We start from the raw sequence: 24,057 nt of genomic DNA, 5'->3' as shown, positions 1-24,057 counted from the left end.
ATGTACAAGATCTATAAATATCCGCTGGATATCACTGATGAGCAGGCCTTCTGGCTGCCCGAGGGCGCCGAGTTGCTTAGCGTGCAGTTCCAGGGCGGTCAGCTGTGCCTGTGGGCGCTTGTTGATCCTGAACTCGCCCATACGCAATGCGCCCGGATCACCGTGATTGGCACCGGCAACCCGATCTCCGAACCGCGTGAACAACTCGGCCAATTCATCGGTACCGCACAGGGTCCACGCGGGTTCGTGTGGCACGTCTTTGGTCTGATCGGATCCACCACGGTGCGTTGATGACCCTCACCCTTTCCCACCCTCAGGAGGCGCACTTGACGAACGGAACCAAAAGAAGTCGCGTTATCCGAGTGGCTGGCCCTGGTCCCGCCATTCGCGAGTTCCTAGAACAACAACGGGAAGCGCGGGCCTACGCCGAGGCGTGGTACCAGGCCTTGCGGGATTGGGACACCTTCAGAAGTGAAGAAATGTTGACCAGCATCGGCCCTTCACGGCCGTCACGAATGCGCGTCATCGTCGGCAACTGGCGCAGCGGAAGTGACGGTGGCTCCGACATTGTCTCTACCCTGATGCAGCACACGCCTATGGGCGCTATCCCAGCAAGCAAGGTGGCCCTGAGTATCAAAGATGAACGCGGGGACGGCCTTCTGCCTCGGGTGCAGGCTGGGCGCGGGCCAGAGAGCCTGCTGAGGGAGACGGGCGCATGGGTACATCCGACGGACCGGGCGCGGGCGTACGGGGAAGCGGTCTTAGAGTTGGCGGTAAAGTTGGGCGATGCGAAGGCGGCAATCCATCTGAGACGTATCAGAGCGGGTTGAAGTTGTTGCATCAACAGCGAGTTGCGCGTAAGATTCATTAAGTTCAGAGAAGTGCCCCCAAGCATCTAGGCTTGGGGGCTTCTCTTTGGGCCTTACCCCATGCCGCGCCTCAGCCACCCTTAGCAGTGGCGGGCGCACCTTTTTTGCAGCCCCCGGCCAGATCGCCATATTTCCAGAGGAGTTCAGATGAACAAGATGACCTTGATGTTGACGCTTGCCGCTATCGCTCATGAGGCAAATCGGCATTACTGCCAATCTATCGGCGATACTTCCCAGCCCAGTTGGGATGCTGCGCCAGACTGGCAAAAGGAAAGTGCCATTGCAGGCATCGAAGGGGCACTGGCCGGCAACACGCCTGAGCAGCAGCATGAATCTTGGATGGCTGAAAAGGCCAAGATGGGTACGGTCTACGCCCCAGTCAAAGACATGGACGCGACACCGCCCCAGCACCCCTGCATGGTGCCGTATGCCGAGCTGCCCGCCGAACAACAGCGCAAAGATCATCTGTACAGCGCTGTGGTGAAGGCTGCTTTTGGTGCGTTGACCAGTGATCTGAATAAGCCTCTGCCTGAGATCAAACCTGAGCCACGGCCTGCTTCTGCGCCGAAACATCCCTTTGAATATCAACCCCCGACCATTGAACAGGTGAACCAGATTGAAGAAGTGCGGGGAGCGTTGAAAGCAGCGTATGAAACCCTGATGACCCTACCGTCCAGTCGTGAACGCTCGCTGGCCATTACCAAGCTGGAAGAGGCGAGCATGTGGGCGAACAAGGGCATCGTCTTTCACTGATGCGCTACTTCTACGACACCGAGTTCATTGAAGATGGTGACACCATCGAACTCATCAGCATCGGTGTGGTGGCTGAGGATGGGCGCAGTTTCTATCGTGCTAACTACGACTGCAACTTCAGCCGTGCGAACGATTGGGTGAAGCAAAACGTGCTGCCCCATCTGCCCGCTCAGCCCATTGTTCTGACCCCTGAGAACCGCGGTATCTGGCGTCCTCATAAGGAAATTGGTCCTGAACTGTTGGCCTTCCTGGGCTACACCCTGCCAGAGAAGAAGGGCTGGGACGTGCCCAAGCCTGTGCCCCCCACCGAAAAGCCGGAACTGTGGGGCTACTACAGCGCGTATGACCACGTAGCGCTGTGTCAATTGTTTGGGCGCATGATTGACCTTCCCAAAGGAATGCCGATGTATACGCGCGATCTCAAACAGTGGTGCGACATGCTGGGCAATCCTCAGTTGCCAAAGCAGCTCAAAACAGAGCATGACGCTCTGGCTGACGCTCACTGGAACCGTGAGGTGTGGCACTACCTCAGCGCACTCGCAGGTCATTAACACTGCTGGAAGTCTGCGCCAGCCCTCGTGTGCCTACCGACGCATACGGCCAAAGACAGACTGGGATGCGAGATCGCGTCCGACAGACCACCATAGGGCTACCTGCTAGACGGGTGTGGGGAAGAAAGTCTCGACATATGGGCACTGTTCGTAGGAACCGTCTGGACTCCAAATCTGGACAGGCAGGGTGCAACTCCCTGAGGGTCTGCCAGGTGCCCGCTGTGGGCCTGCGTATCAAGACGCGAGATCACAGCAACGTTAGGCGCACGGCTTGACTGGATCATCCAGCGAAGCGCTTAGACCGCCAAGTGAGGCCTGCCTTCGGGTTGGCGCGGGGAAGAACGGAAGCTCACGGAGAAGTAGCTCAACGGGAGAGCGGTCGGCTTCGGCTGAATGGTTGCAGGTTCAACTCCTGCCTTATCCACCAAATTCATACCGTCACGTTTTGTGACGCTATCCCGCCCCCAGCTCGGGGGTTTCTTCTTGCCCCTAGAGGCCCGATGTTCATGCAACGATTCCAATTGGTCAGACGAGAGGACGTCAGCGGACGCAGCGGCACGGGCGTTGTGGCTGAGGGTGTGATTTTCAGCGACGGGACGGCAGTCATGCGCTGGAACGTTGCCCCCTACTCCCTGGCGATCTACAGCAATATGGATGATCTGATTCAGGTGCACGGGCACGAGGGGCGCACGGTCATCCAAGTCATCGACCAACCGATACCGCCTGAGTTTGCCAGTGTCTAAGAAGGCACAGAAGCGGGCCGCCCGCCGCGCCCAGGTCACCTCACATCTGTCTCAGCCGGATGAACGCCGTGACTGGCTGATGAAGGAAGAACGCCGCCGGCGGTTGCAGACCACGCCGAAAGAGTGGAAGCAACTCGACCCTGCGCCCTGGTACCTGCCAGAGCTGGGGTTGATACACGATCCCTTCCAGTCGACTCCCCCTCGGGGTGAGTTGCCGCCCATCATTCGCACCCACAGGAGGTGATTTATGGCATCCCCAAAACGAGACAACCCCCGCGCCGCCCGGATCTTGGTGGATGCCGCCCTCTTCGGTGACCGGAAAGCTTGCGAAAACCACGGAATCACGGACAGGACGCTCAGAAACTACCGCGCTGCCCTAGATTCTGACACCGAGCTTTCCGCCCTTTATGGCCAACTTTCCAAGCTCGTCACCAACCAAACCTGGGCAGGAGAACTCAACACCACCCTGACTACCCTCATGCGGAAACTGGGCGGCATGGTGCAGGAACTGCCCGGCTCCACTGCAGAGAACATCAGTGCGGTCACGGGGGCCATCAAGGTGCTGTCTGAAATCGCGCTCACCCGTGAGGTGCTGGGCAGTGGGGAGGTGAACGATGCTGGAGATGGTGAGCCGGATCAAGGCAACACAGAAGCGGGTAGCGAGGATTCAACCGCGTAAACCAATGGTTGTCAGAGGACAGACGGCCCGCCAACGCTGGCTGCTCACCGCCCGTCTGAACCAGCTGCCGCCCGCTGGGGATTGGTTCGTCTGGCTGATCCTGGCTGGGCGTGGTTTCGGTAAGACCCGAACCGGAGCGGAGACCATCGCCGAGTGGGCACGCAACACCCCGCGGGGCCGCTTCGCTCTGGTGGCCCAGACCATTGCCGACGCCCGAGACACGATGGTCGAAGGTCAGTCCGGTCTGCTGAACGTGCTGGATGAACGCGAGCTGCGAGGGGGCAGCATCGACACCGCTTGGAACCGCTCGATGGGTGAGCTGTATTTGAAGAATGGGGCCAAGTTCAAGTGCTTCAGTAGCGAGAAAGCCCGCTCTTTGCGAGGGCCGCAACATCACGGCGCTTGGGGAGATGAGCCCGCCACCTGGAACGATGCCGATCAGGGCACGGCAGAGGACACGACCTGGACGAACCTGCTGTTCGGGTTGCGTCTCGGCAACGATCCACGTGTGATCTTGACCGGCACGCCCCGCCCGGTGCGCTTGATCCGTGAGGTCAAGAAGGATGAGGGCACGGTGGTGACCGGCGGCAGCACCAGCGAGAACATCAGCAACCTGGCCGAGACCTTCAAGCGCAACGTCATCCGGAAATACGAGGGCACCAGGTTAGGGCGTCAAGAGTTGGAGGGTGAGCTGCTCGAAGACACACCCGGCGCCCTCTGGAAGTACGCGATGTTCAACCGGGAAGGCTTCCGGATCAAGCTTGAAGACCTGCCAACACTCGTGCGGATCGTGGTCGCCGTCGATCCACAGGCCAGCCAGGGCAGTGACAACGCCGAGACTGGCATCATCGTGGCTGGCAAAGATGCAGCGGGACGCGGCTACGTGCTGGACGATCTAAGCGGGGATTACAGCCCCACCGAATGGGCAGAGAAAGCAATTGAAGCCTACAAGTACTGGAAGGCCGATTGCGTGGTGGCTGAACGAAACAACGGCGGGGACATGGTGGCGAACACCATCCGCGCTGTGAATCCGAAGATCAACGTCAAAGCGGTCTGGGCCAGCCGCGGGAAGCACACGCGGGCTGAACCGGTGAGTGCCCTTTATCAGAAGGCGAATATTCACCACGCCAAGCTCTTTCCGGATCTGGAAGGGCAGATGACGACGTGGGTACCGGGCGACAAAGTTAGCCCTGACCGCATGGACGCGCTTGTCTGGGCCTTCACTGAACTGCTGTTGGAAGAAGAGGCCGTCATACCCAAAACCACCATCTCTGTTCCCGGTGCCGATTGGCGAACTGTCAACCGCGCTGGAACTCTGCGCATCCCAGGAAGGGGGTGAACGATGCGAACCATTTCTACCCTCACGAGCGCGGCCCGCGCCATGGATCAAGGCGAGATGCTGGGCAGCACCATGCAGTTCTGGAAAGGCCGCATGTACGCCCCCATTCCCGGAGACAGTGAAGCCACCCTCCGTTATAAATCTGAGCGACGTGCTGCTTTTGTCCGAGACCTCCAACAGGCCTTCGTGCCCGCCGAAAACATGATTCACGGGGTGGTCGGCAATGCTGCCGATCACGTGCTGGGCAGTGAGCCTACCTGGAACCTGACTGCACAGGACACCAAAGCGTTAGAGGCCATCCTGACGCCTACGTGGAATGACCGGGACTTGCATGGTCTCTGTCAACGGGTGATTCGAAGCCGCATCCGGGATGGGGAAGGCGCAGCCCGTCTTCGCATTCCTGCTGGGGCAGTGCTGGCCGCTCTGAAGGGCGACGGAACCCCTATCAAGGCGGCGACCCAGTGGCTGCGGTTTGAAGCCCTGGACGAGCCAGAACGGCTCACCATCATCGAAGACGAAGCCACCCTGACCTTGAAATCTACGCTGGATCTGGGCAAGACCAAAGACGGCGAGGAACGAGGAATCGAAGAGGCCTTTGTTGATGAAAAAGGCGATACGGTGCTGCAACTGCGGAAAGGCGGAGCGGTCACCGTGCTCTGGCGTCTGCCGCTGGGTGGTCGACTTCCTTATGTCCAAATTCAGGGGGGCGCACTCGTCACACAGGGCATGGTGGATAACCAGGCCGGGGCCAACATGGTCATGACCGCCAGCATCAACAACTCTGAGCTGGCCGGGCAGATCATGGAGCACTTCCACAACATGCAGCCCCAGCGCGGCCCGGATAAGACTGTGACGGTCGATGGCGTTCAGACACAGGTGCAGGGTGATCCGCTGCCCGCTTTGCGTGGCCCGGGTGGGGAGCTGTACACCAACGACACCGTGGCCACGCAGACCGTGGACGACGACAAGGGTGTGCGTGATGTGCCCGTCATCTTGAAGGGTTCCTACACCCGGCACGGCCCCGTAGACAGCAGCCCTCTGGACTTCACGCTGAGCCGCTGTGAGTACAACATCTACGCCGAGGCAAAGCAGCGGCACTACCTCATGGCAGACAAAGCCAGCGCCACCGGTGAGGCTCGTAAGACCGCCATGGCCAGCTTCTTCAAGAGCTTGAACGGGTATCGCCGAGACGCCGTGAAGCTGCTGCGCGGCCTGCTGGAGCTGACGCTGGCCATGAGCTTCGCGCTGTGCAAACAGACTGCGCCTGAGGTTGAAGTTGAGCCGGTGCTGACAGACCGCCTGGTCGATCCCAACCCTGAGGATCGGGCCGCAGATCGCGAGGACGTGAAGGCCGGAATTATCAGCAAGCAGGATGCCCGGGCTCGTCAGGGTCTGACGAACACTGAGGCTGTTCAGCAACAGATTGACAAAGAGGTGGTCAAACCACCTGATCCAGAGCCCGCCCCCAATCCTTCGCCCACACCTGACCCTGCAGGAGGAACCACATGACAGACACTGCCCCCCAGCCCGCCCAGCCCACCGAAACCAGCACCGATCTTGCCACTCTTGAAGTGGCCCAGTCCACGGTCACAGACCAACTCGCCGCACTGGGCACTGCTGGCGCATTCGTGGAAGCCCGTATTTCTCGGGGTGCGGTGAACCACGGCGAACGCGAGGCCAGCGACACGCTGATCGGCCAATTGGTGGCACTCGCGCCTCAGATCAGTGCGGGAACGCCGGGGCTGCCCGCTGATGCCTTGGATCGTCTCAAGAGTGTTTCGGGCATCGGTGACGCTCTCGCCCAGAAGGCGTTAGACGCGCTCACTCAGTAATCCCTCTTTCCGGCGCCGCAGGTGCGGGTAAGCCCAGTCCAGCCTCAGGCCCGCCAGTTGTGCGGGCCTTCGCCCTTTCAGATCACCCCAGGAGGGATGAACCATGAAGTCAATCACTGCTTACCTTGCCGCTGCTGGAATCACCGGCGATGCTACCGGCCCTGCGACCACCGCTATCCAAGCGGCACTCGCTGATGCTCAGTCTGAACTCAACACGGCCAATGGGAGTGCCCAGACCGCCCGTGAAGATACCCAGCGTGAGATTCGCGAGAACCAGCAGGCCCGTACTTTGGCTGGTGCCTTTCGGAAGGTGGCTGAGAAAGCAGGGATTGACCTGAACCCTTTGGCGGACACAGGCATCAGCGCGGAGCGACGCAAGGAACTCAGCGACAACTTCACCCAGCAGGTGCTGGATTACGTGACGGGTGCCGCCGGGGAAGCTCAGGATGCGACCCGCATCCTTACCGACGCTGGCTTTGACCTGGACGGCTACCGGAAGGCCGGAAAGGACAAACGAGGCGAACTGGCCAAAGCGTTTACCGACAGTGTGACCGGAGCTAAAGCGCAGCTCCGCGGCCTGGAACGTGAGACAGCCTTGAGTGAACTCAAGCTGGATCCAAAAAAGGCTGGGAAGATCCTCGGCGACGTCACGCTGGAAAAGGGCAAGGTCACGATCAAGGGCGAGGACGGTAACCCGAAGGAAGTCGAGACCTGGGGCGTGAAAGCCACAGACGGCACCTTCACTACGGTCGAGAAGCTGATCACCGACGCGGGTTGGACCGTGCAGGAGCTAGCTCCCCGCACAGGTGACACCGGCAATACGACAGGCAACAACACTGGCAACTCTGAACAGGCGTTTGGATGGTTGCTCAATACCGGCCAGGAAAAAGGCAACTCCACCCAGTCGGGCGGCGGCGTGCTGGACTTCCTGACCCCCACAGCTCCAACAGACAACGCCAGCAAGACCAGCTGAGCGGATCATCTCACTTCAATTTCTGGAGGAATACCCATGAGCTTTGAACGACAGAATGCTGCTGACCTCGTTGCTGGTCAACTCAGTGACGCGCCCTGGATTGCCGATATCGACAGCCTGATTTATCTGGAAGGTGGCGCGGCCATTGGCAGCACTGCATTCCCAGCTGGTGCCCGCAGCGGCACCATCGTCAGCGTCCTTGCAGGCGAGGTGAAGCCCTACGACGGCACCGGCGTCACCGGTCTGACCCGTTACGACTACAGCCCTACCCGGCGTGGCGTGGGGAGCAGCGGCACCATGGCGGTTGTCGTGGGTGGCGTGGTGCATATCGACAAGCTGCCTACCGTGCCGACCGCTGCCCAGCTCGCCAAGCTGAACAACTTCGTGCCTCAGAACGACAGCGGCGCTGCACTCACCGTTTAAGACCCGCGCTCGCCTTAGGCCAGAGCCTTCATCTCAGAGGAGTCCTTCATGAACCAATTGCAGATTCTGGTCGCGCTGCTCGCTGCGGCCGTCGCTGACCCCGCCAAAACCAGCCTGTTCGCTCAGGCCAACATCAACAGCAACGTCAAAGACCCGTTTTTGAGTCTGATGCCTCGTGTTGCTGGTGCCTCTTACAGTTTCGAAGCCAGCAGTCTGAACATGGTCGTGACGCCCCTGATGCCTGTCGCCATGAACAGCCCCTTCCCAAACGTGGGCGCTGTGGCTCCGGACAGCTGGAAAGGGGAGACCGACAAGTACGCTGGTGAGATTCCGGTGGACGAACCCACCATGCGCCAGATTCAGGACACCCTCCTGCGTTTGGGCGGGCAGGCCAATAGCACCCTCGGTACCCAGACGGCTCAGGGTTTCATTCAGAAGCTGCTGGGCAACCTGCGCGATGCTGCTGATTTGTCCGAAAAGATCGCCCGCGCTGAAGCCATCATGACCGGCAAGTACGTCGGCAAGGCAGCGATCTTCGGCGTGAAGGGTCAGAAGCTGATCGGCAAGGCCGATTACAAGGTGAACCGCGTGGTGGCTGCTGGGGCACACGATCAGGCCAACAGCACCTTCTGGCCAGACTTGGAAACCGGCGAGCAAAAGCTACTCAGCACCGTCCAGCGCCGTTACATCAGCGAGAAGACCTTCATCAAGATCAAGGCGCAGGCGGCGAACGGCATCATCGAAACGGGACGCCGGGTGCAGAACGATGACGGCACGTACACCGTGACGATCAGCCGCCTCGCGAAGAAGGCAGATGGGTCGTTTGACACGCTCAGCCAGAACTTCGACGCGCAGTACCGGGACGTGGAATTCATTGTCGTGAAGACGCAAGAGTTCCAGGTGCCTGGGCCAGACGGCAAGCTCGTGAAGCTGTCGTTCGGCAGTGACGGCACCATCGCCCTGATCGGCGCGGCGCGTGTGGGGCAGTTGTACGTGGCGCCCACTGTTGAGGGCGCCTTCAAGGGCGTGGCTCTGGATCGTTACGTGTACATTGCTCAGCCTCGTGATTGGGAAATCGCGGGCCGTGCGGTGGAGAACTTTGTGCCGGTGGTGGAAGGCAACCGCGACGTCACTGTCATCGAAACCGGCATCGTCTTCGCCTGAGCGTCTCACCTTTGGAGGTGACCCATGACGGACGCTGAGCAGGTGGCCTTCCACCTTGGGCCGGACGGTCAGGCGGCGTTCATCCTCTTGACGGAGGAGGATGCGGATTTGCAGGCCACAATGGTCTCGGCTGCGCTGAGTACTTACCGGGATGCCCGTCTGGCGGCGGCGTACCTGCTGGACGTGTTAGCGGCTGCCCAGCGGCAGACAGCAAGCACAGCTCCTACGGGAACCAAGCGCATCAAGGTGGCGAAGATCGAAATCGAGAAAGCTCTTGGTGGTCCGGGACTGGCCGCTACTCTGGCGGAGATCTTCACTGAGCGGGCCAAGCTGTTGCGCCGGGAAAGCCGTAAGAGTCAGGGCATCGTCTTTGCCACCCCGCTGCAGGTGCTCCGGTGATTCGCACGCCTGAACTTCAAGAGCTGGTCAGGCCTGACCTCGATGAGGTGTACGAAGCCTTGGGCCAAACCCTTCGCGTCTACCGTCAACAGGTGCCCACCAGTACTCCGACAAGTCCTGACCTTCCGGAATATGACGAGCGCGGTGAGCTGATCACGCCGCCGCCTACGGACCCCACGCCTGTAACACCAGGTGCCGGGACTTCCTTAGGCGAGTATCCCTGTGTCGTCTACCAGCTGGACGCCAAAGACCGTGCCGACCTCGGCGGTGACATCGCTGTGCCGCTCTGGGAAGGCATCGTGCACTGGTCTGCTGAGTTGCATCAGCCCGGCCTGCTGTTCGAAATCTTTGGTGGAGAACTGCCGGAACCGCTGCTGCTGACCCCTATCGGCGACGTGGTGGACGAAGGAACCCAACGCGTGGCCTGGACGTTCGTGGGCCGCGCCACAGGAGGCCGCTCGTGATGAAACTTGTCTTGGCGGCAGATCTGGAAGAACGGCTGAGGCGACACCTCGCTCCTGCTGCTGAGGCGGTTGCAGAAGTCACTCTGGCCTTCCTGAAAGAGAAGCTCAATCAGCCCGGTACCGGCATCCAGCACCCGGGCTTGCCCAATCCCAGCAGTAACCCTGGCGAGTACCCGGCCCGCCAGTCCGGAAACCTGGTCAAGTGCTTGGGTAAAGAGCAGTTGCCGGACTGGACTTACGTGGTAGGTGCGCTCAACAGCGTGGCCCCCGTGCCACCTGAAGCGTGGGCTCTGGAATATCCGGAGCCGCCTAACTCTCCGTTCAGCCGTAGCAGTGAGTACGGCGCTCGCCCCTGGCTGACGAAAGCTTTGGGGGATGCAGAGTTGCACGGCCGCATTCGTGCGGCTCTGGGCGCCCTGCAGTAACCAATCCATTCCTGGAGGTGACCCACCCTGACCTTGGATCAACTTCTCGATTCCCTCGGCGTGCATCTGGCCCGTGACGACACCGGCCAAGTGGCCAGCCACATGGTCCCGAACCCTTTGCCGCCCTCTGGCACCATCTACGCCGTCACTAGCGGCGAGACCGAGGGCGCACCGCGAAATGGTCACGGCCATCAGGAGCGCCAACGTCTGGTGCTTGTGATGCTCTACGGCGCCCCACCCACCGCCGCCGGGAAGCGTCAGATGGATCTGCTTCTCGCCCATCTGAAAGCCCGTGCGAATCAAGTGGATCGTCATCCCACGCTGAAGCTCCGCACAGGCGGCGCTCGTCCAGCTGACAGCATGCCCACCCGTTTTGACACTGCGACGCGCACCCATTACGCGGGCCAGCGCTTCGCCCTCACGTACGTCCAAGCGACGTAAAGGAGCATCACATGACTAAAGGCGAACTTCCGACTGCCCTGCCCGCTGACTCCACTCCTTTGACCTATGACGCGACCAACATTCGCGCGTACCTGATTTCGCCTGACGCGACCACGATCGTCCCTGACGTGACGGTCACGACGGCTGCCATCGCTGCTGCTGCTGTGACGGCTAGCCTGAGCGGTGCCACCAATGTCACCTTGCCCAGCGGCACGGTCTTGATCTTCGGCACGACCAGCATCACGTTGGCCGAATTGGCTGAATTGACCGCTGTACCTACGGCCTTCGACATCGTTGCGGCGCCCGCTGCTGTGGCAAATGCCTCCACCGCGACGTACTCGGTCTTGCTGGAAATCCCTCTCGCTGAGGAACTTACCCCTAGCTTCACCGATCAGGAAGAAACCATTCGCGTACACGGGCGTTCCACCCCGATCCGGAACGTGAACGGCAAGGACATGACCGCCTCCATCCGCACGCTGGCAGGCCTGGATAATCCTGTGGTGTCTCGCCTGTACAGAAAGGGGATCAGCGGCACGCCCAACAACCGGGAGCGTGTCCTGTGGCGCTACCCAGACGGCCTAGCGATCCTGGCCACCGTGAACATCGGTGCGCCCAGCCCTCAGGGGCAGACCGGCAACTCCATGCGTCACCAGTTCAGCGCCAACCTCTCGGGCAAGGCGTTCTACTGCAACCTGAACGACGCCAACCCTGTTTGGACTGAGCTGGGTACCTGATGACGAGCGCCCCCGTTCCCCAGCAAATCAGTGTGATCGTGCTGGGCGAGCGGGGGCGCTTGCCGCACGTCACACTGTTGGCGTGCACCGTCTACCCAGACCGTATCGAGGCGCAGGCTTACCTCGTGCATGCCCCTCTCAAGCGCCCGCGTACGCTCAGCCGCATGGCCCACACGGCTGGCGGCTGGGCCGTGGGCCGTAATCCCTTGAAAGCGCGGCTGCCCAAGCTGGTGGCCGGGCTGCAGTTGCACACACCCCTCACCCTTCCCATCGCCCGCAAAGGACTTTGATGGAACTGCCGAATTTGCCTGATCCACTCGCCCACCACAAACAAAGAAGTTCCACTCCGGAGGCTGCCCTCGGCGTGCCCAATCCGGACTTTTGCGATGTCTTCGGTGCTCTGCAGGTACCGTACCTGTCTCCCAGTTGGCGGGAGATTTCAATCGTCGGCCACCTGCAACACCTGGAGCTGGTTGACCAGGCGCAGGCGATTTACACCCTGATCGCACGCCGATTGCCTGAGCTGACTTTTGACGAATTTGCCGATCTCACCGGGCCAGACCATTTCCTGGACTGGTGGACGGCCACCCGTGCGCCCTCTTCAGGCGGTGGTGACGGCCCCCCTTCGACTGGGCGGGTGCCTTCGCGGCCCTCGCCCTGGCGAGTCCTGCTGGCGACTGGCTGAATCGCCCTTTAGACGCTGTTCGCTATGCGCTGGATGCCTTTCGGGCAGGCGAGGAACGGGAGTGGCAGCGTGTCCTCTGGGCTGCAGCGATTGGGGTCAGTGGGGCCAAAGCGCCAAAGGATTTGCCTCGTCTGATCGCGCCGGACTTTACCGACACCCAAGCGATACCGGGCCGTCCAGCCACACCGCCCTATCCCGTTCCAGCCGCAGTGGCCCTGGCTCTGAACGATGCGCTTGGGCTGGGTCTGCTCACCAACGAAGTCTGGTCAAGTTGGCCTGCTGCGAGGGATGGCCGCCCCTTGAGCCGCATTTGGGAAGGCATCCTGAAAAGCGGCGGGTTAAGCTGACGGGTATGGCCCAACTGGATGAAGCGACCCGTGAACGGATTCGCGCTGAAGAGGCGTACCGAGCTGAAGTCCGACAAGACCTGACTACAGCACAGCGCATTCAAAACCCGCCAAGTTACTGGGGAGGCATCGTGCTCAATCTCGTGATTCCTGGCGCAGGGCTGATGTGGCTGGGCTCGTGGGGCGTTGGACTGGCATGGCTGGCTATTGGCCTCCTATTGGCCTTCAATTTCTCGCCGTATGTCGGCTGGCCTTTGGCGTGGGTGGCGAGCTTCATCAACTACAACAGTGTGTATGACCGACTCTTTGAGCCTAAGGGCAAAGTTGATAACGAGAGTCGAGAGCAAGATAAACTCACCCGTTTTCTTTTAATTGTCATCGGGTTGGTGCTGCTGGTGGGTGGATTCTTCCTGTCTCAACGCTGACCGTCCGTTCCTCTTTAATCACTGCCGCCCCTTCCCGGGCGGCTTTTTCGTACCCGGACGCCGGGAGGTGACCCCCTATGACTGCCCCCTCTGCCCCCGTCGGTGATCTGACCATTGGTACCGCGCTTGATCCTTCCGGCGTAATGGGCGACTTGCGCAAGCTCCAGCAACAGGTGAACCGCGAAACAGGCCTGAAGTTGGATATGGACGCCAAACCCGCCCTAGAAGCCATCGACCAGGTGAAGGCTGATGTCACAGCGCTGAGTGCGCTAAGCAAGCAGGATGCTGCTGCTCGTACTCAGGCTGCCCGCCTCCTGGGCACTCAATACGCGGCCACCACCAAAAGCCTGCAGGTGCAGACTGCTGAGATTAAACAGCAGGCCGCTGCGACTGCTGCGAATACCGCCAAACTGCGCGAGCAGGGTGCACAGGTCAGCCTGAACCTGCGACTGGCCAGTGAAGCCCGGCGTGCTGAGAAAGAGCGGTCTCAGGGCAGCATCAACGCGCTGGACGCTGAAGTGCGGGCCATGCGCAACCTCTGGCAGACCCGTGTCCTCTCCAATGAGCAGGTGTTTCAGCAGCAGGGGAGATTGCGACAGCAAGCGCTGGAGATGGCGCTGACGGTGGATAAACAGAGCGACGCCTATCGACGACTCACCCAAGTTGCGGCGCAAGCACAGCGGACTATGGATCAATCTCAGGGGATCAATACCCCTGGTGGGTTCGGCGCGGGCATCGAGCAGGGGATTGCGGGTGTGCTGTCTCAGTTCGGCGTGGCGGGTGATTTGCTGGGCGGCTTCGTCCAGCTCATCGCTGCTAAGCGTGCTGCGGCCCAGAACACGGCGGCAGAACTCGGCGAAGACACCATGCAAGGCCTGATTGCGGGCATGAAGAACAACCAGGCGCAGGTCAAGCAGGTGGCTGGGAACAGTGCCGACGCCATCGCTGACGCCATTCGCAAGAATCTGGACATTCACTCGCCTTCCCGGGTCATGGAGTACTTGGGGCGCATGGTGGGTGATGGCTTCGTGGCCGGGATCCGTTCCCGCTATGACGAGGTCAAGCGTGCGGCCTCAGGCATGAGTGACGCGGCCCGCAATGGGGTCAGCACTCAAGTTGGTGCCGCTACCTCTGTTGGTGGACGCACCGGCGGTGTCGGTGGCTTGCTGCTGCCCGCAGCTGTGGGTGGTGCTCTGGAAGCGGGCAAGATTTCCAACACGACAGACGCCCTTGCCGGAATGAACAAGCAGCTGCAACTCAACGCTTCTGCCAGTCTCGAAGCGGCAACGGCTGGCGCCACAACTGAAGTTGCGACCGAAGCCCTTGGAGGTGCAGTTGAGGGTGCGGCTGAGCAGATTCAGTCGTTTACAGCGGCTCGTCAGGAAGGCGACGAGGCGGCGCGGGAATCGGCCATTAACGAGGCCAAAACCGCTATGGCGTTTACGGCTGTAGCAGCCGGGATCACTGCTGTCACAGCGGCTTTTGTGGTCTCCATGAACACTGCTGCGAACTACGAGCAGGCGATGAGCAAGGCCGCAGCCACCACCGAAGCTACCGGCGCACAACTCGTGCAACTGGACGCCATTGCCCGCAGTGACCGGCTCTCCAAGTTGGGTGTGGGCGGTACGGAAGCGGCGGCAGGGATTGAGGAACTGGGCAGCCAGGGCCTGAACACAGCCCAGATCCTGGATGGTGCCCTGGAAGACAGCCTACTTCTCGCTAAAGCAGTCGGCACGGATGTGGCAACCGCTGGCGGCATTGCGGCAGCTAGCGTGAAAGCGTTCGGACTGGAGGCTGAAGACCTCGGAGAAATTGTCGACATCGTGACTGTCGGTGTGAACGGCACCTCCATCAAGATCGACAACTTCAAAGATTCCATTGCGGCGGGTGGGGCACAGGCCAAAGCCAGTGGCGTGGACTTTACCAATTTCACTGGCGTGATTAGTTTCCTGACCGATAAAGCTCTCAGTGCTTCCGACGCTGGTACCTCGGTCAAGAACTTCCTGATGGCCCTGACCCCGAACTCCAAAGCAGCAGCAGCGGAAATGAAGCGCCTCGGGTTTAATGCTTTCGATGCCCAGGGCAACTTTAAGAGCCTGGGTGCGATTGCTGACAATCTGCGGGAATCGTTCGGCGATATGACGCCCGAGATGCAGGCGACGACCGCAGAAATGATTTTCGGCTCAGATGGTGCACGTGTCTTCTTCGCCCTGATGGAACAGGGTTCCAAAGGTCTGGCGGCTCGTACTGAGCAGCTCAGCAAAATGGGCGCCGCAGAAGAGGCAGCCGCGAAGAAAATGGAAGGGTTCCGGGGTCAGCAACAGATTTTCAACGCTACCCTCGAAAACTTCAAAATCATGGTTGGTACGGGGTTCTTGCCTGGTGCGAACAAGATGCTCGAATGGGCCACTGATTTCCTCGGGAAGATCGTGAAGATCAACCAGGAACTGAGTGCTGTGAAATCGCCGAACGATATTCACGCCACCCTGCAAATCACGGCAAAAGACGACACGACTACGGCCATCATCAAGTTCTTCGGTGGAATCGGCGAAGGCACCAAAACCCTCGGCGGTATCCTGACCGGTAAGTGGGCTCAGCCCTACGTGGATGCCAAGAACAACAAAACGACGGTGACTCAGACTCGGGACGCCCTGGTCGAATTGGGTGTGCTAACGGCCACCACCAACGGGGAAGATCGGGGCGCACAGTGGCGGCGGATTGAAGCCGACTTGCCTAAATTCCAAGCCATGTTGGTCAAAGCCATCGAAAAAGCCGCTGCAGCTATAGAGAAAGCAGGTAAACCCTTGGCAGCTTCCTCGCCACTAGCCCTGCAGGGTCAGACCGGTACCCAGATCGCACAGGCGTTCTTCAAGGCCATCTACGAGCAGGAAAGCAAATCGTCAGGTGGTTATTCAGCCTTCAACACTGATTGGGCGAACAAGGGTCAGGGCGCGGTGGGCAAGTACCAGGTCATGCCGTTCAACCTGATCAGCCCAGAGTCCTACAACCTGCCTCAAGCTCAGCGGGGTGCATATGCCCGGGCCAACATGGATACCAAGGGTCAGACCGGCTTTGGCTGGGATTTCAAGGCCACTGGTAAGGACTACACCCTGCGCGAAATCCTGGACAGCCCAGAGCTGCAAGAGAAGATCGGTCAGTACAAGCTGAACGAATATCTCACCGAAGAATTGCGCCGCAATGGAGGCAATGTCGAGAAGGCCGTGAAGGCCGCTGCTGCCCGCTGGTACGGGACTGGGACAACGAATGGCCCCAGCACTCAGGCCTACTCAGCCTCTGTATTCAACAAGTTCCGGGCTGGGATGCCTCAGGCTGATCTGGCTGGGCAGGGGGCCTTGCTGCCCGGTCAACAGCGTGCCTTGGAGCCTGACGTCGCCACCCTAAATGCGGGCATCTTGAACGCGATTCAGGGCCAGACAGGAAATATGGAGGCTGACACCGTGGCGGGTTGGTGTGCCCGTTGGGTGCGCATGATGCTGGTAAAAGCTGCACCAGAGGCCCAAAAAGAGATTGAGAAGGTTTTTGGCGGCGATGCTAAGCAGATCAGCAACAACCTGGAAGGCAGCCCCCTGCTGCAGCGCGATATGTCCAAACTGAAACCCGGTGACGTCGTGATCTATGACGACCACATCGGTGTCTACATGGGTAAGAACGCCAACGGACAGGACATGGTGCGGGGCAACAACCTGTGGGGTCAGCAAAATGGCCGTGCGGTGGTCTCCGACGAGCGCATGACCAGCCTGGGGACGCCTCAGGGCTTTGTGCGTGTTGGAGATGTGCCGGGTGTCGTCAGACCTGCGCCTGTTGTATTCGAGGCGCCTGCTGGGCCAAAATCCGACGCGGCCCTCTTCAAGGAAGCCAAACGCATCTTGGCGCGAGTAGAAGCGACTGAGAAGTCTGGCGATCTGACGGCCAATGTCAAGGCTGACCGTGTGCTCAAAGCGTTTAGCGAGTCTGGGCCTCGTGCCGCTGCTGCACTGGAATATGTCCAGGCGCAGGTCAAGGCGACTGACAAAGTGATCAGCCAGTATGGTCAGGGTTTTGACAAACTCAAAGGCCAACTCGATGTGTCGGGCAGCCTCTACAAGCTCAATGAACAGACGCCCCAATACCTCAAGAGTCTGGACAGCATCGCAGTAGCGGCCAGCAAAGCTGCCCAAGTCGAGAGAGATAAGAACAAAGAAACGGCCAAATATCGTGCGCTCTTGGAGTTGGCTGGGGATGCGTCTAGCAAAGCGGCCAACCTGCGCGAAGCTGCCCAGCGCAGTGATGAAGCTCGTAATAAGGCAAGACTCCAGAACCAGGAGGATTTCAATAAAGCCCTGGCTGATAACAACGAATCTGAGGCCCGCCGTGCGCTGGCCCGTCTCAAAACCCAGCAGGCTCAAGATCTGGCGGCGGCGAAAGACAACGCCGCTAAAAAGGCCCAGATTATTGCGGCCTCTGGTCCCGCCATCATCCGGGCTGAAAATCAACTTGCCAATTTGCGCCGGGATCAGCTTGTCAAGCAGGCAGGCGAAACGGCGAGGTTAGCAGGTCTAGTGGAAGGGGCTGACCTTGAGGCCATCGAGAAAACCCGGCGCCTGGCCGTCAAAAAAGCTTACAAAGAGGCCGCTGATGATCGCGCACAGGCCCAGAGGGAAAGCAGCGAGACGGCCAGTGCCGCAGGCCGGACCCGTATCGAGGAAGAGGCTCGCTTTGCAAAGGAACTCTCTGAACTGAAAATCCAGCAGGCGACGGCCACCGCTGCCCGCCTGAAAGCCCGCAACGATGCCGACATTCGCGCCCACGAGGGCGATCTTCAGAAGCAACTGGAGCTCACCCGCAAATACTCACAGCAGGAATACGACGATCAGGTCAAGATTCTGATCGCCACCAAAACCCGCGCCTTCCGGGACGCCGAAGGCAAGCCGAATCAGAAGGCGCTGCGCGATCTTGCCACAACGCAATACGACACTGGCTTGGAGGGCCTGAAGACCACCCGCGCTGAGGCGGTACGCAAAGCTAACGAAGCCGTGTTGGCCGAGCAGAAGATCTTTGACGTGGAACTGGCGGCTCTGAATATTGAAGCCGCCCGGCAGAGCGATGCCCGCCTGACCGTCCAGGGCGAGCAGCACATCAAGCGGTTTGAGGGCAACCTTCAGAAGCAACTTGCCCTGACCAAGCATTACGGACAGTTGCAGTACGAGCGGGAAGTTCGCATTGCGACGAAGGTGCGGGACGCTGCACTCGATGCCGCACGTGGGACTGCGAATGAAGGGGCCGCGAGGCAAGTTGCTTTTGGGGCCTTTGCGGTGGCCGAACAGCAGGCCCGTTTTGCCGCGAATGACGCTGTAGCAGCTGCCCGCGAGGCGATTGCGGCTAGTGCTAAGGATGCCCGCGACAACATCTCGCAGCTCGCCCAAGGGTTGCGCGAAAAAGTAGACAGCAAGAACGTGACGCTCGCGGACTTGACGGCCTACGCCGAAGACCTGAACGTCATGCGGCAGGCAATTGACAAGGCGGGGCTCTCGACCAACGTCTACGTGCAAGCAGCCCTCAAGAACGCAACCGCGCTGGAGCAGCAGGCCTTCGCGGCAGGCGTCTCCTCCGGGGCCTTTGACCAGCTCACCGACAGTCACGACCGGGTGCGCGGCGTCCAGGGGCGCTACACCGTGTCACTGCAAGACGTGCTAGAGAACTTACCCAAAGCAGCAGATGCGACGGCAGCCTACATGCAGACGCTGGAAGAGTTGGCTGAAGCGGGCATCCTCTCCCGCGACGTGCTGAAAGAAGTGGAGGCGATTGTTGCCAACCGTGCCGATGACATGGCGGCTTTTACGGCGGCGGCGGGCGATCTGGCGACGGAAAGTATCGCGCTGGCCGATGCGTATGACGGCCTGGGTGACACGCAAATGGGCCTAGCTGTCCTGTACGACAGCCTCGACGCCCTGTTCCTCCGGGCCGAAGACGGGCAGGAAGTCGGAGACTCCATTGATGCCGTGACGCAGAAAATTCTCGCCCTCCAGAACGCACTGAACGCCGATACGGAGTTCGATACCTTCCTGGCGGGACTGACGGGCAGCCTGTCCGGGCAGATCGCCGCCGTGACCGACCAACTGGCGTCCGAGACAGACGTCAAGATGCGGGGTCGCCTGTTGGAGCTGCGGGCCGACCTCCAGCAACAGTTCGCCCAAAGCGCTGACTTCGACGTGCAGGGCGCGGGCTTCACGCCGAAGAACGAGGCGGAAGGGCGGGCGCTCACGCAGGCCGGAACGCTCCTGGAAGCCCTGCGGAACGAGACGGATCCCGCCCAGTTGCAGGGGATCATGGATCAGATGGGCGAGTTTCTCGCTTCTGGGCTGGGCCGCTTGTTGCCGGAAGCGGTTCGCACGGGCCTGGAAGCGGGCGTCACCAGTGCAGACGGGTACATCAAGACCTTGCAGGAAATTACGGGAGATGCTGTGGTGGACGGCTGGGAGCGGGCTTCCAAAACCCTTCCAGACGGCCCCACTAACCGGTTCCTTGACCTGACCCAAAGCGTGTTTGACCTGAAGGATGCGCTGAAAGATCCCACTCAGGCTGCCGCCCTGACCGACAGCCTGAACGCGGCACGACTAGCGGGTGAGTTGACCAGCGTAGAGCTGGAATACCTGTTGCGCCTGGTCAAGCAGCTTCAGGACGAAGAACCGTTGGAACTTATCGACCCGCCCAACCCTGACCGGGACAACATGCTCGACCTGGCGGGGCGGGGCATCACGACCGAGAAGCAGCGTGACGAGGGCAGCATTGGCCGAGAGGAAGCGGCTCGAAGCCTGTTAGACCTTGCCACCGACGCTGAACGGTATGCCGCTGCCGCTGAACGTGCAGGGAAGGCCGATCTCGCGGGACAGTTCCGCGAGCTGGCTGCCAATGCGCGTGAAGCCGCTGGATCAGTAGGGAAACTGATGGAGGTTCAGCGTTACGCTGGATACGTCCAAGAGCTGGCCGGGGGCTTCGCGCAACTGTTCGAAACACTCGGCGAAGGTGACGAGCAGATGGCAGACATCGGAGCCAACTTGCGCGGGGCTGAAAACCTCGCCGGGAAGGTTGTGGCCCTGGCTGGGGACATCGCCCGGATCGTTGCCAATCCAGCCGACATCGGTGCTTGGGTGGGCGCGATTACCAAGATCGTTTCGGGGATCGCCGAAGCCCTCTCCGGCTTCCAGAAAGCCAAGGCAGAAGCGAAACGCATTCAGGAGGATTTCAACAAGGGATTCACGTTGATCAACGGTGACAACTACTCAAAGACCTTCGTACGCTCGCGGGGCTGGCTGGCCGATACCTTCGGTGGCGGGCCAGAGGTCAAGCAGGAAATCAACGAACTGGGCTTGAAGATTGCTCAGAGCATTGAAGGTGGCCTGGTCAACGGGATCAAGAACGGTTTGAAAACAGCCCTGACCACTGGCAACTGGGACGAGTTTTCCAACACCTTCCGGAAATCAGCCTTTGAGGGCGTGGTGGACGGGGTGATCGAAGCCGTCTTCAATAAAGCCCTGCAAGACATCCTCGCGCCGGGTATCAAGGCCCTGACTGACGCGGCAGAGACTGAAGACACTTCGGACGATGCAGCGGCAGTGGACACCTTCACTGACCGGGTCAAGGTGGGCGAACGGTTTGCGATGGACTTCGGTCAGCGCATCAATCCCAGTTTGGATCGTCTGCGCGGCAACCTCGGCATTAGCACTGATGACCTGAACACGGGCGGGGTGAGTGGGGCCGGATCGCTGGCCAGCCTGCCTGAACCCTTGCAGTTCGCCCTCGCCACACCGCTGCTGGAAGGGGTACGCGGCATTAAAGACGCCGGAACCATGTTCCAAGCCACAGTGTCCAATCTCGACACCATCTTCAAGCGGGGCGTCACCATCAACGTCAACGGCCCCAGTGGCAGCTATAGCAGCTCCACCGGCGCACTCTCCGGAGGCTAAATGAGCAATCCTGAATACCGCCTCCGGGTTCTTTCCCCGGACGGCACTGAAAAGCACGTCCTCACCCTCAATCCACCCCCTTCGGGTGGAACGCCGCTGTATCTGGACGGTGGCCCCCGTGCGATGGAAGTAGGGCCGCTGGGAGATTGCCGAGAGGCCGTCTTTGAAGGCGACCCCACGACCCTCGGCATCGGCCCGCGTGACACGGTGCAGGTGCAATACCGGCCTGTCAGCGGCTCTGGTTCTTGGCTCAATCGTTACGCAGGCACGGCTGTCATCAATGGTTCTCTGCGCAGTGAGATCGGCCGCTACAAACTGCAAGGCTTCAAGACCAAACGCCTGAACGAAGTTGAAGTTCGTACCCTGCTGGTCGAGGCTGACCTCGGCGCACAGGTTCGGCAGTTGTTTACTGACCTGATCGTCTCCGGACAAGTGGGAGCCAGCCTCCAACCCCCCACGTTGGAGAGCATTCCAGACCTGAACAAGACCAGCGCGGCCATCCACGGCAACTATTGGCAGGTGGCCCGCCTGATCGAGCAGCGCCTGAAGGGGCGCAGCGAGCGCACGCGGGCGTTCCTAAACGAAGATGGCTCTACCAGTAACGACACCATCAATCCTGACTGGGGCGTGAATGCCGATCTGCGTCCCGTGTTTGGCTATCCCACCGGAGTCTTGACCATCGATGAGGGGGTGCCGGGAGTTGAGGTGGATGGGATGGATCTGGACTCCACCACCTTGGTCACCGACGTGCGCCTGATCTGGACGAAAACACTTTCGGCCCGCCTCACCTTCGTGGTCAATGCGACTGAGTACATCAATCTCAGCAGCACGCTGACCGTTGGGCTGATGTATCCGGTGGCCGTCGCGCCGCGAACCTTTGGACAGGCCTGGCGCTCCTTGCCGTTGCCCGTCAACCTGAATGTGTTTCGTCGGATCAATCCAACGCTTGTTCAGGCTGAGGTGCGCCACTTTTTGAACAGCGATGACTTTGTTGGCCCGGCCAATGTCCAAGGCGATCTGGTCGCCTTGACAGACGGCGATGGGGACAGCCAGATCCTCTTGCTGCCCCCATCGACCATCGGGTCGTTTTTGGACTACGTGCTGACACTCACCCTGCCAGCTGGCCCTCCACCAGTGGGCGTGGAACTGACAGTCAGCGGGGCCAGAATCGATGCCGTGCGCTGCTACGTCAACAACGAGCGCATTTCTTTCGGGCGCTTCGGCTTTCTTGACCCGGCACCCGGTGCGCCCAACCTCTATCTGTTTCCCAGTCAGGTGCTGGATCAAATCGCTGCCTACTGGGGACAGGGGCCGGGCATGATCCATGTGGTTCTCAAGCCGGATCAAGACAGTCAGCCCGTCCGGGTGAATGCCTTCGCGCCGTTGGAGGTCAACCCAGAGTTGGCGCTGGCCACGGCTTCCCCCTTGGCCCGTGTTCCCACCCTCGATCCGGTCGAATGCCGCGTGCCTGGCTGGGAAGTCAATCCTGCCGAGCAGGCGCTGATCATCCTGCGCCATCCCGTCACTGGAGTGGAACTGAGCCGCGTGCAAAAGCCGATTGAACTGCTGGTCTACGACACCGATGACGACGGCGAGCTGTTCACGCGGGTGCGCTGTGGGCAGCGGGATGACGCCGAGAAACTGAGTTTCGCCGCCAGCATCACAGAGCGTGACAGCGCGGCCAGCCTGGACGCCGTGAGAAGTAGCGGATGAGGAGACATCAATGAATCTGACCCTCAGCCCCTTACCCCCTTTGCCGCTGGACATCGCTCCCTCCCTGCCCCAAACCTTTGGGATTGGGGCGCAGCTGTATGTGCCGTGGATGGAGGGGGTAGAGGTCGACCGTGATCCGATTGACCTGACCTACAACGTCACGCCTCGGCAGACCGCACGGGGCCGCACGTGGGCCAGTGGCAGCCGCTTGCCTAAGCCCGCCCTCCTGACCTTGCGCTTGTATCTGGAAGCCCCCACCGCCCTGGCTGTCCGCCAGCTGGCCTTGCGTTGGCGGGAGATCCTCACCACGGCAGAGACCTACAGCGAGGGCGCACGCAGCGTCTCGATTAGCGCTCTGCTGAGTTGTTCAGAAGCATTCGGGGAAGGCAACACTCGGCTGATTACGGCCACTGTGCTGTTGGTGGATGCCCTATGGCGCCTGAATCCGGATGATCTGTTTCCCACCCCACATCCTGTTGAAGTGGGCACGGGCTCCGGTGGCCAACCGTTCCCAGACGGCGGCTGGGCAGCCAGCCAGCTGCCCTACCCGTACGAGGGCACCTCCAGTGCCGTCACGCTGCTGGACTTCCTGGTGTTGGATCCCAAGCGGGCGGTTCATCACGGTTCTGTCGCGAACTTGGGCGATACCGACTTTGCGGCCGTACTGATTGAGGACGGCGTGCGTTCTCAGCCGGTCACCGTGCAGCCGCGCACGTCGCTGGACATCACGTTCCGGATTACCGGCGTGGAGCTGCAGCCGTTGGATGACGCGGCCTACGTCTACCAGGTGGTGGTGCAGTGAAAGCTTACGAAGCCGTGGTGGCGGTGCCGACCGTCATCAATTTCCTGTCTGATCTGGGCACCCCAGCTAAGCGGGGTAGCAGCATAGCCAACCCCGGGGAGGCCGACTTCCGGATCCGGCTCACGCTCGGCAATGAGACGCGGGCACCCCTGACCATTCCGGCTGGGGTGCGCTGGCTGCTGATGTCGAACGTGGATCGGGTGGAGATCCTGCCCGGGCTGGACGGCGACGCCTGGTATCAACTGCTTGTCACCTCCTGACCCTCCCGCACCGTGCCAAGACGCCGACCCCTTCTCCGGAGGCCCGATGACCCTACTCCCTGACCCCCTGAC

General features: G+C 60.6%; 26 protein-coding genes. All 26 read left to right on the top strand.

Features of this window, described 5'->3' with window-relative positions:
• Nucleotides 1-291, top strand: a complete 291-nt coding sequence (locus tag M1R55_RS02330) for a hypothetical protein (protein WP_249393146.1) — start codon at nt 1-3, stop codon at nt 289-291.
• Between the two features lie 35 nt (nt 292-326).
• Entirely contained in the window at nt 327-830 is a 504-nt protein-coding gene (locus tag M1R55_RS02325; protein WP_249393145.1) for a hypothetical protein, read from the top strand.
• A 186-nt stretch (nt 831-1,016) separates the two neighbouring features.
• The gene (locus tag M1R55_RS02320; protein ID WP_249393144.1) at nt 1,017-1,622 is read left to right on the top strand and encodes a RyR domain-containing protein; all 606 of its coding nucleotides are present in this window, start codon (nt 1,017-1,019) and stop codon (nt 1,620-1,622) included.
• On the top strand, nt 1,592-2,173 hold the full coding sequence (locus tag M1R55_RS02315) for a 3'-5' exoribonuclease domain-containing protein (RefSeq protein WP_249393143.1): 582 nt from the start codon (nt 1,592-1,594) through the stop codon (nt 2,171-2,173). The genes M1R55_RS02320 and M1R55_RS02315 overlap by 31 nt, the downstream gene beginning before the upstream one ends.
• 506 nt (nt 2,174-2,679) lie before the next feature.
• Nucleotides 2,680-2,916: a hypothetical protein gene (locus tag M1R55_RS02310; protein ID WP_249393142.1), complete on the top strand. Its 237-nt coding sequence runs from the start codon at nt 2,680-2,682 to the stop codon at nt 2,914-2,916.
• Nucleotides 2,909-3,160, top strand: a complete 252-nt coding sequence (locus M1R55_RS02305; protein ID WP_249393141.1) for a hypothetical protein — start codon at nt 2,909-2,911, stop codon at nt 3,158-3,160. Before M1R55_RS02310 ends, M1R55_RS02305 begins: the two co-directional genes overlap by 8 nt.
• Before the next feature lie 3 nt (nt 3,161-3,163).
• Nucleotides 3,164-3,595, top strand: a complete 432-nt coding sequence (locus M1R55_RS02300; RefSeq protein WP_249393140.1) for a hypothetical protein — start codon at nt 3,164-3,166, stop codon at nt 3,593-3,595.
• Between the two features lie 4 nt (nt 3,596-3,599).
• Nucleotides 3,600-4,934 carry a terminase large subunit domain-containing protein gene (locus tag M1R55_RS02295; RefSeq protein ID WP_249393139.1) on the top strand — a complete coding sequence of 445 codons (1,335 nt, stop codon included), beginning with the start codon at nt 3,600-3,602 and terminating at the stop codon, nt 4,932-4,934.
• Between the two features lie 3 nt (nt 4,935-4,937).
• On the top strand, nt 4,938-6,443 hold the full coding sequence (locus tag M1R55_RS02290; protein ID WP_249393138.1) for a hypothetical protein: 1,506 nt from the start codon (nt 4,938-4,940) through the stop codon (nt 6,441-6,443).
• Nucleotides 6,440-6,766, top strand: coding sequence for a hypothetical protein (locus tag M1R55_RS02285; RefSeq protein ID WP_249393137.1), 327 nt, complete (start codon nt 6,440-6,442; stop codon nt 6,764-6,766). Before M1R55_RS02290 ends, M1R55_RS02285 begins: the two co-directional genes overlap by 4 nt.
• A 103-nt stretch (nt 6,767-6,869) precedes the next feature.
• Nucleotides 6,870-7,739 (top strand): hypothetical protein, encoded by an 870-nt coding sequence (locus M1R55_RS02280; protein WP_249393136.1) that lies wholly within the window; start codon nt 6,870-6,872, stop codon nt 7,737-7,739.
• Between the two features lie 36 nt (nt 7,740-7,775).
• Complete coding sequence (locus tag M1R55_RS02275; RefSeq protein WP_249393135.1) at nt 7,776-8,162, top strand: hypothetical protein; 387 nt, start codon at nt 7,776-7,778, stop codon at nt 8,160-8,162.
• A gap of 48 nt (nt 8,163-8,210) precedes the next feature.
• Nucleotides 8,211-9,326, top strand: coding sequence for a hypothetical protein (locus tag M1R55_RS02270; protein WP_249393134.1), 1,116 nt, complete (start codon nt 8,211-8,213; stop codon nt 9,324-9,326).
• Nucleotides 9,327-9,350: 24 nt separating this feature from the next.
• Nucleotides 9,351-9,725: a hypothetical protein gene (locus tag M1R55_RS02265; RefSeq protein WP_249393133.1), complete on the top strand. Its 375-nt coding sequence runs from the start codon at nt 9,351-9,353 to the stop codon at nt 9,723-9,725.
• Nucleotides 9,722-10,189 (top strand): hypothetical protein, encoded by a 468-nt coding sequence (locus M1R55_RS02260; protein ID WP_249393132.1) that lies wholly within the window; start codon nt 9,722-9,724, stop codon nt 10,187-10,189. Before M1R55_RS02265 ends, M1R55_RS02260 begins: the two co-directional genes overlap by 4 nt.
• Nucleotides 10,189-10,614, top strand: a complete 426-nt coding sequence (locus tag M1R55_RS02255) for a hypothetical protein (RefSeq protein ID WP_249394103.1) — start codon at nt 10,189-10,191, stop codon at nt 10,612-10,614. The genes M1R55_RS02260 and M1R55_RS02255 overlap by 1 nt, the downstream gene beginning before the upstream one ends.
• A 33-nt stretch (nt 10,615-10,647) precedes the next feature.
• On the top strand, nt 10,648-11,055 hold the full coding sequence (locus M1R55_RS02250; protein WP_249393131.1) for a hypothetical protein: 408 nt from the start codon (nt 10,648-10,650) through the stop codon (nt 11,053-11,055).
• 11 nt (nt 11,056-11,066) lie between these two features.
• Complete coding sequence (locus tag M1R55_RS02245) at nt 11,067-11,789, top strand: hypothetical protein (RefSeq protein WP_249393130.1); 723 nt, start codon at nt 11,067-11,069, stop codon at nt 11,787-11,789.
• The gene (locus M1R55_RS02240) at nt 11,789-12,079 is read left to right on the top strand and encodes a hypothetical protein (RefSeq protein WP_249393129.1); all 291 of its coding nucleotides are present in this window, start codon (nt 11,789-11,791) and stop codon (nt 12,077-12,079) included. The genes M1R55_RS02245 and M1R55_RS02240 overlap by 1 nt, the downstream gene beginning before the upstream one ends.
• Nucleotides 12,079-12,474, top strand: coding sequence for a hypothetical protein (locus M1R55_RS02235; RefSeq protein WP_249393128.1), 396 nt, complete (start codon nt 12,079-12,081; stop codon nt 12,472-12,474). Before M1R55_RS02240 ends, M1R55_RS02235 begins: the two co-directional genes overlap by 1 nt.
• 122 nt (nt 12,475-12,596) lie before the next feature.
• Complete coding sequence (locus M1R55_RS02230; protein WP_249393127.1) at nt 12,597-12,821, top strand: hypothetical protein; 225 nt, start codon at nt 12,597-12,599, stop codon at nt 12,819-12,821.
• Nucleotides 12,822-12,826: 5 nt separating this feature from the next.
• Entirely contained in the window at nt 12,827-13,246 is a 420-nt protein-coding gene (locus M1R55_RS02225; protein ID WP_249393126.1) for a hypothetical protein, read from the top strand.
• 77 nt (nt 13,247-13,323) lie between these two features.
• A complete protein-coding gene (locus M1R55_RS02220) occupies nt 13,324-21,210 on the top strand; it encodes a phage tail tape measure protein (protein WP_249393125.1) in 7,887 nt (2,628 codons plus the stop codon).
• Nucleotides 21,211-22,923 (top strand): hypothetical protein, encoded by a 1,713-nt coding sequence (locus M1R55_RS02215; protein ID WP_249393124.1) that lies wholly within the window; start codon nt 21,211-21,213, stop codon nt 22,921-22,923.
• A gap of 10 nt (nt 22,924-22,933) precedes the next feature.
• Nucleotides 22,934-23,725 carry a hypothetical protein gene (locus tag M1R55_RS02210; protein ID WP_249393123.1) on the top strand — a complete coding sequence of 264 codons (792 nt, stop codon included), beginning with the start codon at nt 22,934-22,936 and terminating at the stop codon, nt 23,723-23,725.
• Nucleotides 23,722-23,985, top strand: a complete 264-nt coding sequence (locus tag M1R55_RS02205; RefSeq protein WP_249393122.1) for a hypothetical protein — start codon at nt 23,722-23,724, stop codon at nt 23,983-23,985. Before M1R55_RS02210 ends, M1R55_RS02205 begins: the two co-directional genes overlap by 4 nt.
• Nucleotides 23,986-24,057 lie beyond the last annotated feature (72 nt).

Origin of the sequence: Deinococcus sp. QL22 (assembly GCF_023370075.1) — a bacterium.
Lineage (GTDB): Bacteria > Deinococcota > Deinococci > Deinococcales > Deinococcaceae > Deinococcus.
This window is presented reverse-complemented; position numbering and strand designations above follow the sequence as displayed.